This is a genomic window from Burkholderia sp. BCC0398, from assembly GCF_902833245.1.
In the GTDB taxonomy this organism is placed as follows: domain Bacteria; phylum Pseudomonadota; class Gammaproteobacteria; order Burkholderiales; family Burkholderiaceae; genus Burkholderia; species Burkholderia sola.
Genome location: NZ_CADFEM010000004.1, coordinates 339198 through 353495 on the forward strand (window position 1 = coordinate 339198; position 14298 = coordinate 353495).

Genomic DNA, 14298 nt, shown 5'->3' on the forward strand with positions numbered 1-14298 from the left:
TTCTGCCGCGACGCCCGCGCTGCCGATGAGTTGGGACGACATCCGCTACTTCCTTGCGGTGATGCGCGGCGGCAGCCTGTCGGCCGCGGCGCGGGCGCTGCAGGTCCAGCACTCGACGGTCGCGCGGCGCATCGACGCGCTCGAGTCGGCGCTCGGGATCCGGTTGTTCGACCGTCTGCCGCGCGGCTGGCCGCCGACCGACGAAGGACTGCACCTCGCCGAGCACGCCGCGCGCCTCGAAGCCGACGCGCATGCGTTCGCGCGTGCGGCACAGGGCGCGGCCGCGCTCGACGGCATCGTGCGCGTATCGGCGTCGCCGGTGTTCGCCAGCCATTTCCTCGCGCCGCGCCTGGCCCGTGCGCAGCGCGCATGGCCGGCGCTGCGGATCGACCTGATGGGCGAGATGCACGCGGCGAACCTGTATGCACGCGAAGCCGATCTCGCGGTGCGGCTGTCGCGGCCGAGCGAGCCGGGGCTCACCGCGCGCCGGCTCGGCACGATGCGCTTCGCGCTGTGCGCGACGCCGGAATGGGCGAACGCGACGCCCGACAGCTGGCCGTTCATCGGCTACGACGATGCGCTCGCGCAAACGCCGCAGCAGCAATGGCTCGAACGCTTCGCGGCCGGCCGTCGCTTTGCGTTCATCGCCAACGACCTCGCCGCGCAGCATCGCGCCTGCGCAGCCGGGGCCGGTGTCGCGCTGCTGCCGCGGTTTCTCGTCGACGATCCGGCCGCGCACGCCGGCGCGCCGCTCGTCGAACTCGCGAACGCGCCGCGCTGCGACATCGAGCGCGAGATCTGGCTCGTCGTTCACCCGGACGTACGCCGGTCGCCGCGCGTGCAGCGCGTCGCCGACGCGATCGCCGATGCGGTTCATGCGGCGGACGGACGGCTGTAAGCCGCCGAAACCGCAAACGGGCTTTGCCACGCGCGTCGACGGCCGGCATAGTAGCGTTTTGACTTCAGGCCCTGCCGCCATGTCCACCGCCACCGCCTGCGTCGTGCGCGACGCGACCGACGCCGACCTCGACGCGATCCACGCGATCTATGCGCACCACGTTCACCACAGCGTCGCGTCGTTCGAGGAAACGCCGCCCGACGCCGCCGAACTGCGCGCACGCCGCGACGCGGTGCTGAACCACGGGCTGCCGTATCTCGTCGCCGAATGCGACGGCCGCGTGGCAGGCTACGCGTACGCGACGCCGTACCGCACGCGCAGCGCGTACCGCTTCACGATCGAGGATTCGATCTACATCGACGACACGCAGCGCGGGCGCGGCATCGGCCGCGCGCTGCTCGAGGCGCTGATCGCGCGCTGCGAAAGCGGCCCGTGGCGGCAGATGATCGCGGTGATCGCCGACGGCGGCACCGGCGGCTCGACGTCGCTGCATCGCGCGTTCGGCTTCGAACCGGCCGGCCTGCTGAAAGCGGTCGGTTTCAAGCACGGCCGCTGGATCGACACGGCGCTGATGCAGCGCCCGCTCGGCGACGGCGCGAACACGCGCCCCGCCTCGCCCGAGCCTGCCGCGGCGCGCTAAAATCACCGCATGTCAAAACAGACTCATTCCACGCCCGACGAGGCCGCGCCGGATTCCCGCAACGAGTACACGGTCGACGAACTCGCGCGCGTGTCCGACACCACCGTGCGCAACGTCCGCGCGTACCAGGATCGCGGGCTGCTCGCGCCGCCGGAGAAACGCGGACGCGTCGGCATCTACGACGACACGCACGTCGCGCGCCTGAAGCTGATCAACCATCTGCTCGCGCGCGGTTACACGCTGTCGAACATCCAGGACTTGATCAAGGCGATCGACGAAGGCCACGACCTGCGCTCGATCCTCGGCCTCGAAAACGCGATCGGCGGCCGCTGGTCGCACGAGCTGCCGAAAACCTATTCGCTCGCGCAACTCGCTCAGATGTTCGGCCCGCAAGCGACCACGCAACTGTCGCGCGTGACCGAGCTCGGGCTGCTCGAACGGCGCGGCCTGTCGTTCGTCGCGAAAAGCCCCGCGCTGCTCGAGGCGGCCGCCGCGATGACGAAGGAAGGGATTCCGCCGCGCGAGCTGCTCGACGTGATCAGCCTCGCGCGGCCGCATTTCGACGCGATCGCGCGGCTGCTCGTCGATCTCGTCGTGAAGCGGCTCGACCGCTACGACGCCGGCACGCTGCCGCCGGCCACCGACGTGCCCGAACTGGTCGACGCGATCTGGCGGCTGCGCCCGCTCGCGGCCGTGTTCGTCGAAGGCGAGACGAACCGCGCGCTCGAAACCGCGGCCGGCGCGTATCTCGGCGGCCGGGTCGCGACGATCCTCGACAAGAAGCTCAGCGACGAAGCGGCGCGGCAGTCCGGTACGAGCGATACGCAAGGCGACGGCGACAACGGATAGCCGCGCGGCCGTCATGCAGGCGTCGGCTTGTCGCCGCGACGCGTGCGTAGTCGGTTCGCGGCAGCGCCGACGGCCATTGCCGGTCGCAACCGCGGTCCGCATGGGTCGGCGAATGGCCAGGCGCGCCGCTCGGCGCGCATTCCAGCCGGACGGCGTCGCATCGCTCCCCGCACGGTAACCCCGCGTGCCGCGACACAGTTACAAGTTATCGGTTGACGCAAGCCCGCCCGGCGGTTAGTGTACGCATCGAAGTCCAAGAAGTCCGATTGCTGTTCATCAATTGCTCGCTCCTCCCCAGCGGTATTCGTTGTCCTCTCCCTCCTTGACGCTTCACGCGCTCTTCAACAGAGCAAATCTCTATTTTTTTCTCAAGGAATCTTCATGGATACCGGTATCGTCAAGTGGTTCAACGACAGCAAAGGCTTTGGTTTCATCACGCCGGACAACGGCGGCGACGACCTGTTCGCTCACTTCTCGGAAATTCGTGCCGACGGCTTCAAGACGCTGGCTGAAAACCAAAAAGTGAGCTTCGAAACGAAGCAGGGCCCGAAGGGTCTGCAAGCGGCCAACATCAAGCCGCTGTAAAGTTTGAAGGGCCCGGCGTCCGTCGACGGACGCCGGGTCGCAGCGACATCCCCACGGAGCTTCGTCTCCTAAAGTTGGCACGATCGGCTTGAGCTGCCTTTGTTCAGTGAGCAGCTTGCCAGGCGCCACACGTCTCGTTGCACTTCATCCCCCCTCCGGCCGCAACGCCTTATTTTTCGCTTTCCGACTGCGTCAGATTCCGCTCGCAATGGCGTTGAATCGGCATACCCGTGCGCATTTCGCACGGCACGCGCGCACTCGATCATCATTAAAATTAAAATGCACAACCAACGAATTCAACAGTACAACGGCTATGCCGTCCAACCCTCGGCGCATCGCCTGCCCGACGGGAGCTTTTCATCCAACCTGCTGCTCGAACGCGCCGATAGCACGCGCGACGAAGGCCGCTACCAGTTCTATTCGCTCGACTACTTCGCGAGCGAAGCGCAGGCGATCGCGCATTCGGCACGCTGGGCACGCAACTGGGTCGATACGCGCGGTTAAAGGCCACGCTACTGTCGATATCAGCAGACGGTCATAAAAAGCCGGCGGGCAACGTGCCCACCGGCTTTTTGCATGACACGCCCGTTCACCTGTTTCGCCGCATTCCGGCACGACGGAGTCGTCCGATCCGGCAGGCCACGACGCCAAAGCATAGGGCGGCCGCCGTCATATCCATATCGGCAATGCTTCGTTTGCGGGCGCGATCGCCCATGCGACGATTCTTCCAACCGAGCGGCGCCCGCCGCTCCCCGAAGATGCCTCGCATGGAGTTCGTTCGATGATTCGTTTCACCCGCTGGATCACCCGCGCCGCCGCCGTCTCGCTCGTTGCGCTGTCCGCCGCGTCGGCATTCGCGCAAGGCGGCACCGACAAAATCGTGCGCATCGGTTATCAAAAGGCCGGCCTGCTGTCGATCGTCAAGGCGCAGGGCGCGCTCGAAGCGCGACTCAAGCCGCTCGGCTATGACGTTCAATGGTTCGAATTCCCGGCCGGCCCGCAACTGCTCGAAGCACTGAACGCGAACAGCATCGACTTCGGCTACACCGGCGCGCCGCCACCCGTGTTCGCGCAGGCGGCCGGCGTGCAGTTCGTCTATGTCGGCGCGGAACCGCCGGCGCCGCACAACGAAGCGGTATTCGTGAAGAGCGATTCGCCGATCCGGACGGTGGCCGGCCTGCGCGGCAAGAAGGTCGCGCTGCAGAAAGGCTCGAGTGCGAACTACCTGCTGCTCGAGGCGCTGAAGAAAGCCGGCGTGCGCTATGACGAAATCCATCCCGTGTATCTCGCGCCGGCCGACGCGCGCGCCGCGTTCGAAAGCGGCAATGTCGATGCGTGGGCCGTGTGGGATCCGTACTACGCGGCCGCGCAGAACGCGCTGAAGGTGCGCACGCTGTCCGATTACGCGGGGCTCGCGGCGACCAACAATTTCTACGAGGCGACGCGGCGTTTCGCGCAACAGCATCCCGACGTGGTCGGCGCGATCCTGAAACAGGCGCGCGAAACCGGCCAGTGGGTCAACGGGCATCCGGCCGACACGGCCGCGCTGCTTGCACCGAAGGTCGGGTTGCCCGAGGCACTCGTCGAAACATGGATCAAGCGGGTGCCGTTCGGTGCGGTGCCGATCGATGAGCGCATCGTCGCCGCGCAGCAGGGTGTCGCCGATGCGTTCTACGCGGCGAAGCTCATTCCGCAGAAGCTGAGCGTGGCCGACAACGCATGGGTCGACAAAACCGTGGCGAGTGCGCTGGCGGCGAAGTAACGCTCGCGGCCCCATCCATCAGCAGGCCGGCCGGGCGCGATGCCCCACCGGCCGCTTTCGTGTCCAGAGCGGCACGCGCTCAACGCAGCGCCCCCGCCACCTTCTTCTGCCGCCACAAACACAGCAGATCGCACGCCACATGCGCAGCCGCGATCGCCGTGATGTCCGCGTGATCGTACGCGGGCGCGACCTCCACCACATCCGCTCCGACCAGATTCACCGCGCCGAGCGAGCGCACGATCGCCAGCGCCTGTGCGGACGACAATCCGCCCGCGACCGGCGTCCCCGTCCCCGGCGCGAACGCCGGATCGAGGCAATCGATATCGAACGTCAGATACGCAGGCCGCGCGCCGACGATCTCGACGATCCGCTCGACCGCCGCTCGCGGACCATGGTCATGCACCCACGCGGCATCGAGCCGCTCGATCCCGAGAAAGTCGTCGTTCCACGTACGGATGCCGACCTGCACCGACGTCGCGGGATCGATCAGTCCTTCCTTTACCGCCTTGTAGAACATCGTCCCGTGATTGAGGCTGTCCGGATCGTCGTCGGCCCACGTATCGCAGTGCGCGTCGAAATGGATCAGCGACAGCGGCTTGCCGTAGCGCTCCGCGTGCGCGACCAGCAGCGGATACGTGATGTAGTGGTCGCCGCCGAGCGTCAGCATCTTCGCGCCCGAGCTCAGGATCGTGCGCGCATGCTCGACGATCGCCGGCTTGATCGACAGCGGGTTGTGCGCATCGAACCAGCAGTCGCCGTAGTCGACGGCCGCGAGATCGTCGAACGGATCGAAGCCCCACGGATACGGATTGAGCTCCGCGAGCTGCACGCTCGCCGCGCGGATCGCGGCCGGCCCGAGCCGCGCACCGGAGCGATAGGTCGTCGCGAGGTCGAGCGGCACGCCGGAGATCGCGACGTCGACGCCGTCGAGCGCGCGCGAGTAGTTGCGGCGCATGAACGACAGCACGCCCGCGTAGGTGTTTTCGATCGACGAGCCGTACGGCGTCGTGCGACGGATCGCGCCGTCGCCGTGGAAAAGTTCGGTCATGGTCGGACCTGTTTTCGTGATGGCCGGACCGCCCCGCTTCGACTGAGCGCGCGGGCCGGGCACGGCGGGGATTCATCGGGCATGTACCGGCTCGCGCATCCAGTCGCGAAGCAAGGCGGGACATCGACAACGACAACGACAACGACAACGGTAATACCGCGGCGATCGTAGCAAGCCGAATCGGAACCGTTGCCCCGGTTCAGCCGGGGCAACGCGCGAAAAAAGTCCGGTGGCGGCGTCGCCCGCGGTCGCCGTCGTTTCCTAGAAGGGTTCGCCGGTTTTCGCGCACCCGTTCTTCCGGATAATGGCCGGCAGCCACGCGGTGAACGGCCCATCGCCCACCGCGGACAACAACAAACCGGAGACACCCGCCTTGATCGCCACGCTTCCCGCCACCTACCGCCGGCTCTGGCCGCTCGCCATCGCGGCTGCGCTCCTGTACGGGCTGTCGCTCGCCGCCGCGCCCTATCCGGGCCAGGCCGCCGCGAAGGCCGCGATGGGCATCCTGCTGCTCGCGGCGGGCGGCACCTGCGGCGCGGCGCGCGAACGCGCGTGGCTGTGCGCGGCACTCGCGACGGCCGTGCTCGGCGACGTGCTGCTCGCGTTGCCCGACTGGCCACTGTCGTTCGTGTTCGGCCTCGGCGCGTTCCTGCTCACGCACCTGTGTTATTGCGCGATTTTCTTCCGGTGGCGCGCGCGGCCGCGTGGCTGGCGCATCGTTGCGCTCGTCGGGCTGTGGATCGCCGCGCCGGCGTTCTACGTGGCGTTCTTCCCGCACCTCGGCGAGCTGCTGGCGCCGGTCGCCGTCTATATGCTCGTGCTGTGCGCGATGGCGAGCTTCGCGCTCGCCGCCCGCACGCACGGCCCGCTGGTCGCGACCGGCAGCCTGATCTTCGTCGGCTCGGACACGCTGATCGGCGTCGGCCGGTTCCTCGGCGGTTTTCCGGGCATCGACTATCTGATCTGGGGCCTTTATGCGCTCGCGCAGGTCACGATCGTGGCCGGGGTTTTCCATGAGACGGCCGCTCGATCGATCCGTCCCTGATACCGTTTCAAACAGGCCGCCGCGCGCCGGCGGCTTGATCGCCAGCGCCTCCCGCCCTGCCGACGGCCTTTTCCGCGCATCCCGCATGGCGGAAACGGGACCGTTCCAAACCCCGCTCAGCCTTTCCCCGCTTGATTTCCTGCCCTTAGAGCGTCGCTTCTAGCCTCTTGCGGTTTCCGGGTTCACCCACTATCGTTACATCAACCAATGTAACATTAAAAAATGAGCCAGATCGGAGACACCCGGATGAATGCTCGCACGTTGCCTTTCGGTCCACCCGGCCCTGACGGCCGGGATGAAGCCATCGACATCGCCATCATCGGCACCGGCTTCGCCGGCCTCGGGATGGCGATCCGCCTGAAACAAACCGGCGTGACCGACTTCGTCGTCCTCGAGAAGGCCGCGTCGGTCGGCGGCACGTGGCGCGACAATCATTACCCCGGGTGCGCATGCGACGTGCAATCGCACGTCTATTCGTTCTCGTTCGCGCCGAACCCGCGCTGGACCCGCATGTTCGCGCCGCAGCCGGAGATCCGCACGTATCTGGAAGACTGCGTGCAGCGCTTCGGCGTCGGCCCGCACCTGCGGCTGAATCACGAGTTGCAGCGCGCCGAGTACGACGAAGCCGCGCAACGCTGGCGCCTCACGTTCGCGAACGGCAAGCGGCTGTCGGCGCGCGTGCTGGTGTCCGGGATGGGCGGGCTGTCGCGCGCCGCACTGCCGGCGATTCCCGGTGTCGAGACCTTCAAGGGCCGCGCATTCCATTCGCAACAGTGGGATCACGACTACCCGCTCGAAGGCAAGCGCGTCGCGGTGATCGGCACCGGCGCGAGCGCGATCCAGTTCGTGCCGCAGATCGCGCCGCGCGTGAAGTCGCTCGCGCTGTTCCAGCGCACGCCGCCGTGGATCATGCCGAAGCCCGACCGCAACCTGACCGGCGTCGAGAAATGGCTGTTCCGCACGCTGCCGTTCACGCAGAAGGTCGTGCGCAGCGGCATCTACTGGATGCTCGAATCGCGCGTGCTCGGCTTCGCGATCCATCCGTCGCTGATGAAGAACGTGCAGAAGCTCGCGCTGCGTCACATCCGCAAGCAGATTCCCGATCCGGCACTGCGCAAGGCCGTCACGCCGAACTACACGCTCGGCTGCAAGCGCGTGCTGATCTCGAACGACTACTACCCGGCGCTGTCGCGCAAGAACGTCGACGTGATCACGACCGGCATCGATCGCATCGAAGCCGACGCGGTCGTGACGACCGACGGCAAGCGTCATGAAGTCGACTGCCTGATCTACGGCACCGGCTTCCAGGTGGCCGACCCGTATCCGCGCGGCGCGATCATCGGCCGCGGCGGCCTCGACATCGTCGATGCGTGGCGCGACGGCGCGCACGCGTATCTCGGCACGACGCTGCCCGGCTACCCGAACTTCTTCATGATCGTCGGCCCGAACACGGGCCTCGGCCACAACTCGATGGTGTTCATGATCGAGTCGCAGATCGAATACATCCTCGGCGCGCTGCAGGCGATGGGCCGCGAGCGCGCGGAGGCGATCGAGGTACGCCCGCTCGTCGAGGCGCAGTACAACGACGACCTGCAGGGCAAGCTGAAGAAGGCGATCTGGTCGACGGGCGGCTGCAAGAGCTGGTACCTCGACCCGCGCACCGGCAAGAACACGACGCTGTGGCCGGGCTTCACGTGGCGCTTCCGCCAGGCCACCGCGCAGTTCTCGATCGCCGATTACCACGCGTATCGCGCACCGCACGACACGACCGCGCGGCCCGCCGCCGCGCCGGCCGCTTCCGCTTCCACGTCCGCCGAAGCGGCCTGAGCCAGACAAGGAGCCATCGACATGAGAGATTTCGCCAACAAGGTCGCCGCGATCACGGGTGCCGGCTCGGGCATGGGCCGCGCACTCGCGATCCAGCTCGCGCAGGCCGGCTGCCACGTGTCGCTCGCCGACAAGAACGGCGTCGGCCTCGCCGAAACCGAACGAATCGTCGGTGCGATCGCGCCGAACGTGCGCGTATCGACGCGCGTGCTCGACGTCGGCGATCGCGACGCGATGTTCGCGTGGGCCGACGACACCGCGAAGGCGCACGGCAAGGTCAACCTGATCTTCAACAACGCGGGCGTCGCGCTGTCGAGCACGATCGAAGGGATGGACTACAGCGATCTCGAGTGGATCGTCAACATCAACTTCTGGGGCGTCGTGCACGGCACGAAGGCGTTCCTGCCGCACCTGAAGGCATCGGGCGACGGCCACGTGATCAACACGTCGAGCATCTTCGGGATCTTCGCGCAGCCGGGCATGAGCGGCTACAACGCGACCAAGTTCGCGGTGCGCGGCTTCACCGAATCGCTGCGCCAGGAACTCGACATGATGAAGTGCGGCGTGTCGGCCACCTGCGTGCATCCGGGCGGCATCCGCACGAACATCGCGCAGTCGAGCCGCGTCGCGAAGAACATGGTCGGCTTCATCGTCGAGAGCGAACAGCAAGGCAAGGACAGCTTCGAGAAGTTCTTCATCACGACCGCCGACGACGCCGCGCGCACGATCCTCGCCGGCGTGCGCAAGAACAAGCGCCGCGTGCTGATCGGCCGCGACGCGAAGGGCGCGGACTGGATGGCGCGCCTCCTGCCGGCCGCGTACCAGGCGCTCGTCGTGCTCGCGACGCGCCGCGAGGCCGCGAAAGCCCGCCGTGCCGCACGCGGCACGCCGGCACCGGTGCACGCCACCTACAACAATGCAGGCAATCAGGGAGAACAATCATGACGACACCGAACATGATGCCCGTGCGGCGCGACATCCGTTTCGCGCTGCCGCCCGAACGCGCGAAGGACTGGCATGTGCAGGGCGTGCCGGTCACGCACTTCATGAATGCGCTGTCGCTGCTGTTCCCGGCCGGCGAACGCTTCTTCATGGATTCGGTGCGCCACTACCGCGACCGGATCGAGGATCCCGAGCTGAAGAAGCAGGTCATCGGCTTCATCGGGCAGGAAGCGATGCACACGCGCGAGCACATCGAATACAACGATCTGCTGCAGGCGTCAGGCCTGCCCGCGCACAAGCTCGACAAGCGTCTGTGGACGATCCTCGGCTGGTTCAAGAAAGTGCTGCCGCACTCGATGCAGCTGGCGATCACGATCGCGCTCGAACACTACACGGCGATCCTCGCGAACCAGTTGCTGTCGGGCCACGAGCACCGGATCGACGGCTCGGTCGAGGGCTACCAGCAGATGTGGATGTGGCACGCGATGGAGGAAACCGAGCACAAGGCGGTGTCCTACGACGTGTGGCGCACCGTGATGAAGCCGGGCCTCGGCAGCTACCTGCTGCGCACCGGCACGATGCTGACGACGACGGTATTCTTCTGGGCGATCGTGTTCGACTTCCACGTGCGGCTGATGCGCGCGCACCGTCGCGAACACGGCAAGTTCGACGGCATGTGGCGCCTCGTGAAGTATCTGTACAGCCCGAAGAACGGCGTGTTCCCGAGCATCGCGCGCGAATGGCTCGACTACTTCCGCCCGGGCTTCCACCCGTGGGATCACGACAACCATCAGTACCTGCAGGAGCTCGACACGCTGCTCGATAACATCGACGCGACCAACGCGCGCTATGCGGCGCAAGCCGCCCCGCGCCGCGTGCCGCTGCATTCGGTAGCGCAGGCATGACGCGATCGCGCGCTCACGAGATGCTGACCGTCCGGTCCGGCGACGTGAAACTCGCCGTCTACGTCAGCGGGTCGCGTCGCGCGCCGCCGCTGATCCTCGTGCATGGCTACCCGGACTCGGCGACCGTGTGGGCGCCGATCCGCGCGCGGCTCGCGAAGCGCTACCGCGTGATCGCGTACGACGTGCGCGGCGCCGGCGCATCCGATGCGCCGCGCCGCCGTGCCGACTACACGCTCGAACGGCTCGCCGGCGACCTGAAAGCGGTGGCCGACGCGACCTGCGGCGGCCGGCCGTTCCACCTGGTCGGCCACGACTGGGGCTCGATCCAGTGCTGGGAGGCCGTGACCGACCCCGCGTTCCGCGGCCGCATCGCGTCGTACACGTCGATCTCCGGCCCGTGTCTCGATCACGTGTTCCGCGCGAAGATGCGGCTCAAGCAGAGCCTGAAGTCGTGGTACATCGGGTTCTTCCATCTGCCGCTCGTGCCGTCGCTGGTATGGCGGCTCGGCGGCGCCGCGCTGTGGCCGCGCTGGCTGCAGCTCACCGAACGCGTGCGCGCCGAGCGCGATCCCGTGCAACTGAAGAACGCGCTGAACGGGATGCAGATGTACCGCGCGAACTTCCTTGCCCGGGCCCGCAAGCCGCGTGAGCGGTACGCGCAGGCGCCGGTGCAGATTCTCGTTCCGCTGCGCGACCGCTACGTGACGCCCGAGATGTCGGTCGACCTCGACCGCTGGCTCGGCGAGCACGTGCGCGAGGAAATCGACGGCACGCACTGGATCGTGCTGCGCCATCCGGACATGATCGCGTCGCGGATCGACCGGTTCGCGGCCGCGCATGAACGGCCCGCGGTTGCCGCCGCGTCGGCAGCGGCGCCGGCCACGAGAACGGGAGCCGCGGATCAGCGCAGCGGCGGCAGTCGCTCGAACAGCGTTTCGTAGTCGATCACGAGCCCGTCGTCGTCGATGTCCATCTCCGCGGTGAAATCCCGGAAGATCCCTTCGTAGCGGTAGCGGCGGCCCGGTTCGATGCACGCATAAGCCTGCTTGACCGGCATGACCTTCAGATCCGGCGTCGAGATGTACGCGACGTCGAGCGGCCGCCGCTCGCCGCGCGCGAGCCCGAGGCGGCCGATCGGCAGCGAATTCGTGAACGGCGTCGCGGCGATGTCGATATCGATGCAGCCGTCGAGCTCGTGCAGTTCGCGGCCTGAGCCGTCACGCCAGTGCCCAGCCCCGTCGCCACGCAGTTCGAGCGTGCCGCCGCCCATCACCTTGAGCACCGCGTAGGTCACGCGCCATTGCAGATCGCATTCGACGCGATACGCGAGCCCGTACGCGCGGCCATACCGCTGGCCGACCACCGCGCTTTCGACGACGATGCCGGATTCACTCCGGTCGAACGTCAGATGTTCGATTCCGTCGCCTTCGAGCGACGCCCAACGTACTTCGCGCATCGTTCCACCTCCTTGGTATCCCGCGTCGGGGCATCGTCACACAAATCGTCGCTATCCGGAATGCCGCCGTCGATTGAGTCCAGCTCGGCGGCCCGGTCGCTAGAGCGTTGAAACTGACGCGCATGGGTCCCCCCTCGGCAACCCCGCGTGCACGCGAAAGCAATAGCGATGGCGCAAATTTGATATCGAATCGCCAGAATCTCGCGAAAACGCTAACAACACATCCCGAGTACGCGCACCGCACCTCGCGATGCCCCGCTTCAGGGCATCGACCACAAATCCTGACTATCCGGAATTCCCTATTCCGGTGCATCGCAGCATGTCCTATGCTCGCGGCTCATCCTGTTCCGCCGCGATCATGCCTACTGCCCGCCCCGCTTCGCCGTCGATCGACCTGCGCATCCTGCTGCGCGGCATCGGGCAGATCGTGCTGCAGGCGAATGCGCTCACCGGGTCGCTGCTGCTCGCCGCGCTCGCGCTGAACGACCTGCGGCTCGCATGCGCGGCGCTGGTCGGCTCTGCCGCCGCCAGCATGACGGCCGTGCTGGCCGGCGCCGAACGCCGCGACGTCGAACAGGGGCTGCACGGCTTCAACGGCGCGCTCGCGGCGCTGATCGCCGTATTGTTCGCGCCCCATCAACTCGCCGCCGTCGCGCTGGTGCCGCTGGTCGCGATCGGCGCGGCGCTCGTGCAACGCGCGATGCGGGCGTCGCTCGCCCGCTGGCGCCAGTGCCCGTATTCGAGCCCGTGCCTGGTCGTCACCGCGCTGTGGCTGCCGTTTGTCGCGTTGCAGCATGCGGACGGCGCGACCGCCGCCCCGGTGCCGACACTCGCTTCCGCAACCGACGCGCTGTTGTCGGGCGTTGCTCAGACCACCTTCGCGCAAGGCGCATGGGCCGGCGCGCTGGTCGTCGCCGCCCTCGCCGTCGCGTCACGCCGCGCGGCCGCGTTCGCGCTCGGCGGCGCGATCGCGTCGACCGTGCTGCTGATCGCGCTCGGCGCAAGCGACGCGTCGTTCGCCGGCGGCCTGCTCGGCTTCAACGGCGCGCTCGCCGCACTCGCGCTGATGTCGCGCGGGCCGCGTGCGGCGCTCGCGGCCGCCGCACTCGCCGCGCTGATCCAGTGGCTCGCGATGCGCGCGGGCATCCCGGTGTTTACAGCCCCGTTCGCGCTCGCGGCGTGGGTGACCGTAGTCGTCGCGCGCCGCCTCACCCTCGGAGCACCCGATGTCATTCGCACACCGTCCTGACGCCGTGAAGCCCGGCGGCCCGATCTCCGACGCCGAACGCAGGCTGCGCGTCGACCTCGCCGCCGCGTACCGGCTCGTCGCGCTGAACGGCTGGGACGACCTGATCTACACGCATCTATCCGCGACCGTGCCCGGCGAGCCCGGCCACTTCCTGATCAACCCGTTCGGCCTCACGTTCGACGAGGTACGCGCATCGAACCTCGTGAAGATCGACCTCGCCGGCAACCGGATCGGCGACAGCGAGCACGCGGTCAACGTGACCGGCTTTGCACTGCATGCGGCCGTGCACGCCGCGCGCGCCGATGCCGTCTGCGTGATGCACCTGCACAATACGGCCGGCATCGCCGTGTCGATCCAGCGCGACGGGCTGTTGCCGGCGTCGCAGCACGCGTTGCGCTTTCACGGCGATCTTGCGTACCACGACTACGAAGCGCTCGCGTTCTCGCCGGCCGAAGGCGCACGGCTGACCGCGAACCTCGGCGCGAAATCCGCGATGCTGCTGCGCAACCACGGCACGCTGACGGTCGGCCGGACCGTCGCCGAAGCGTACGTGCTGATGGATACGCTGATCAAGGCGTGCGACATCCAGGTGCGCGCGCAAGCTGGCGGCGGGCCGCTCGTGCTGCCGGAGCCGGCCATCGCCGAGCGCACCGCCGAACAGTTGCGCGACGGCGGCGCGATCGAAGGCGAACTGGAATGGCCGGCGCTGCTGCGCCGGCTCGACCGGATCGATCCGTCATATCGCGACTGACCGCGCATCCACCCCACCCAATCGTTCAATCCCAACCGGAGCCTGTGTCATGCCGACTTTCAATATCCAGCTGTTCGAAGGCCGCACCGTCGAGCAGAAGCGCGCATTCGTCGAAGCAATCACGCGTGTCACGTGCGACACGCTCGGCTGCACGCCGGGCTCGGTCGACATCATCCTGACCGACGTGAAGAAGGAGAACTGGGCGACAGCAGGGAAGCTGTGGAGCGACGAGCGCTGAGCACCGACGGCGGCGTCGCGTCGGCGCCGTCCGCTCTGTGCTGAGCCCTGCACTGAGCCCTGCACCGCAGCGCCTGCGACGCGTGCTGCACGCCGGCGCCTCC

Annotated in this window: 16 protein-coding genes; 14 read left to right on the forward strand and 2 right to left on the reverse strand. The window is 67.6% G+C overall.

Annotated features, from left to right (window positions below):
- Nucleotides 1-25: 25 nt before the first annotated feature.
- The 6 genes from HWX76_RS10735 to HWX76_RS10760 all read left to right on the forward strand — a co-directional run bounded on the left by HWX76_RS10735 (nt 26) and on the right by HWX76_RS10760 (nt 4734).
- Nucleotides 26-898: a LysR family transcriptional regulator gene (locus HWX76_RS10735; protein ID WP_050012097.1), complete on the forward strand. Its 873-nt coding sequence runs from the start codon at nt 26-28 to the stop codon at nt 896-898.
- Between the two features lie 79 nt (nt 899-977).
- Nucleotides 978-1538 (forward strand): GNAT family N-acetyltransferase, encoded by a 561-nt coding sequence (locus HWX76_RS10740; RefSeq protein WP_050011887.1) that lies wholly within the window; start codon nt 978-980, stop codon nt 1536-1538.
- A gap of 9 nt (nt 1539-1547) precedes the next feature.
- Nucleotides 1548-2387: a MerR family transcriptional regulator gene (locus HWX76_RS10745; RefSeq protein ID WP_050011888.1), complete on the forward strand. Its 840-nt coding sequence runs from the start codon at nt 1548-1550 to the stop codon at nt 2385-2387.
- Between the two features lie 381 nt (nt 2388-2768).
- Nucleotides 2769-2972 (forward strand): cold-shock protein, encoded by a 204-nt coding sequence (locus tag HWX76_RS10750; protein ID WP_006485974.1) that lies wholly within the window; start codon nt 2769-2771, stop codon nt 2970-2972.
- 279 nt (nt 2973-3251) lie between these two features.
- Nucleotides 3252-3476 (forward strand): hypothetical protein, encoded by a 225-nt coding sequence (locus HWX76_RS10755; protein ID WP_050011889.1) that lies wholly within the window; start codon nt 3252-3254, stop codon nt 3474-3476.
- 277 nt (nt 3477-3753) lie between these two features.
- A complete protein-coding gene (locus tag HWX76_RS10760; protein ID WP_050011890.1) occupies nt 3754-4734 on the forward strand; it encodes a sulfonate ABC transporter substrate-binding protein in 981 nt (326 codons plus the stop codon).
- Between the two features lie 79 nt (nt 4735-4813).
- On the opposite strand, the gene speB is transcribed toward HWX76_RS10760, so the two are convergent.
- A complete protein-coding gene (speB, locus tag HWX76_RS10765) occupies nt 4814-5782 on the reverse strand; it encodes an agmatinase (protein WP_050011891.1) in 969 nt (322 codons plus the stop codon).
- A gap of 373 nt (nt 5783-6155) precedes the next feature.
- Between speB and HWX76_RS10770 the strand changes: the two genes are divergently transcribed.
- From HWX76_RS10770 to HWX76_RS10790, 5 genes are all read left to right on the forward strand, one after another.
- Nucleotides 6156-6827, forward strand: coding sequence for a lysoplasmalogenase (locus tag HWX76_RS10770; RefSeq protein ID WP_050012098.1), 672 nt, complete (start codon nt 6156-6158; stop codon nt 6825-6827).
- Nucleotides 6828-7073: 246 nt separating this feature from the next.
- Nucleotides 7074-8654 carry an NAD(P)/FAD-dependent oxidoreductase gene (locus HWX76_RS10775; RefSeq protein ID WP_124630750.1) on the forward strand — a complete coding sequence of 527 codons (1581 nt, stop codon included), beginning with the start codon at nt 7074-7076 and terminating at the stop codon, nt 8652-8654.
- Nucleotides 8655-8675: 21 nt separating this feature from the next.
- Complete coding sequence (locus HWX76_RS10780; protein WP_050011893.1) at nt 8676-9599, forward strand: SDR family oxidoreductase; 924 nt, start codon at nt 8676-8678, stop codon at nt 9597-9599.
- Nucleotides 9596-10501, forward strand: coding sequence for a metal-dependent hydrolase (locus HWX76_RS10785; protein ID WP_050011894.1), 906 nt, complete (start codon nt 9596-9598; stop codon nt 10499-10501). The genes HWX76_RS10780 and HWX76_RS10785 overlap by 4 nt, the downstream gene beginning before the upstream one ends.
- Nucleotides 10498-11442, forward strand: a complete 945-nt coding sequence (locus HWX76_RS10790) for an alpha/beta fold hydrolase (RefSeq protein ID WP_089489481.1) — start codon at nt 10498-10500, stop codon at nt 11440-11442. The genes HWX76_RS10785 and HWX76_RS10790 overlap by 4 nt, the downstream gene beginning before the upstream one ends.
- Here the strand turns inward: HWX76_RS10790 and HWX76_RS10795 are convergent.
- The gene (locus tag HWX76_RS10795) at nt 11403-11957 is read right to left on the reverse strand and encodes a putative glycolipid-binding domain-containing protein (protein ID WP_176015790.1); all 555 of its coding nucleotides are present in this window, start codon (nt 11955-11957) and stop codon (nt 11403-11405) included. The genes HWX76_RS10790 and HWX76_RS10795 overlap by 40 nt on opposite strands.
- 358 nt (nt 11958-12315) lie before the next feature.
- Between HWX76_RS10795 and HWX76_RS10800 the strand changes: the two genes are divergently transcribed.
- From HWX76_RS10800 to HWX76_RS10810, 3 genes are read left to right on the forward strand one after another with little or no spacing between them, the layout of a single operon-like run.
- A complete protein-coding gene (locus HWX76_RS10800) occupies nt 12316-13206 on the forward strand; it encodes an urea transporter (protein ID WP_060733359.1) in 891 nt (296 codons plus the stop codon).
- Nucleotides 13184-13957, forward strand: coding sequence for a class II aldolase/adducin family protein (locus HWX76_RS10805; RefSeq protein WP_050011898.1), 774 nt, complete (start codon nt 13184-13186; stop codon nt 13955-13957). Before HWX76_RS10800 ends, HWX76_RS10805 begins: the two co-directional genes overlap by 23 nt.
- A 49-nt stretch (nt 13958-14006) precedes the next feature.
- On the forward strand, nt 14007-14195 hold the full coding sequence (locus HWX76_RS10810; RefSeq protein WP_050011899.1) for a 4-oxalocrotonate tautomerase: 189 nt from the start codon (nt 14007-14009) through the stop codon (nt 14193-14195).
- Nucleotides 14196-14298: the final 103 nt, after the last annotated feature.

What these genes read in the sequence shown, in the direction of transcription:
- HWX76_RS10795 (WP_176015790.1), bottom strand. Translation starts at nt 11,957, where the DNA reads ATGCGCGAAGTACGTTGGGCGTCGCTCGAAGGCGACGGAATCGAACAT.
- HWX76_RS10745 (WP_050011888.1), top strand. Translation starts at nt 1,548, where the DNA reads ATGTCAAAACAGACTCATTCCACGCCCGACGAGGCCGCGCCGGATTCC.
- HWX76_RS10790 (WP_089489481.1), top strand. Translation starts at nt 10,498, where the DNA reads ATGACGCGATCGCGCGCTCACGAGATGCTGACCGTCCGGTCCGGCGAC.
- speB (WP_050011891.1), bottom strand. Translation starts at nt 5,782, where the DNA reads ATGACCGAACTTTTCCACGGCGACGGCGCGATCCGTCGCACGACGCCG.
- HWX76_RS10735 (WP_050012097.1), top strand. Translation starts at nt 26, where the DNA reads ATGAGTTGGGACGACATCCGCTACTTCCTTGCGGTGATGCGCGGCGGC.
- HWX76_RS10785 (WP_050011894.1), top strand. Translation starts at nt 9,596, where the DNA reads ATGACGACACCGAACATGATGCCCGTGCGGCGCGACATCCGTTTCGCG.
- HWX76_RS10775 (WP_124630750.1), top strand. Translation starts at nt 7,074, where the DNA reads ATGAATGCTCGCACGTTGCCTTTCGGTCCACCCGGCCCTGACGGCCGG.
- HWX76_RS10740 (WP_050011887.1), top strand. Translation starts at nt 978, where the DNA reads ATGTCCACCGCCACCGCCTGCGTCGTGCGCGACGCGACCGACGCCGAC.
- HWX76_RS10760 (WP_050011890.1), top strand. Translation starts at nt 3,754, where the DNA reads ATGATTCGTTTCACCCGCTGGATCACCCGCGCCGCCGCCGTCTCGCTC.
- HWX76_RS10800 (WP_060733359.1), top strand. Translation starts at nt 12,316, where the DNA reads ATGCCTACTGCCCGCCCCGCTTCGCCGTCGATCGACCTGCGCATCCTG.
- HWX76_RS10755 (WP_050011889.1), top strand. Translation starts at nt 3,252, where the DNA reads ATGCACAACCAACGAATTCAACAGTACAACGGCTATGCCGTCCAACCC.
- HWX76_RS10750 (WP_006485974.1), top strand. Translation starts at nt 2,769, where the DNA reads ATGGATACCGGTATCGTCAAGTGGTTCAACGACAGCAAAGGCTTTGGT.
- HWX76_RS10805 (WP_050011898.1), top strand. Translation starts at nt 13,184, where the DNA reads ATGTCATTCGCACACCGTCCTGACGCCGTGAAGCCCGGCGGCCCGATC.
- HWX76_RS10810 (WP_050011899.1), top strand. Translation starts at nt 14,007, where the DNA reads ATGCCGACTTTCAATATCCAGCTGTTCGAAGGCCGCACCGTCGAGCAG.
- HWX76_RS10780 (WP_050011893.1), top strand. Translation starts at nt 8,676, where the DNA reads ATGAGAGATTTCGCCAACAAGGTCGCCGCGATCACGGGTGCCGGCTCG.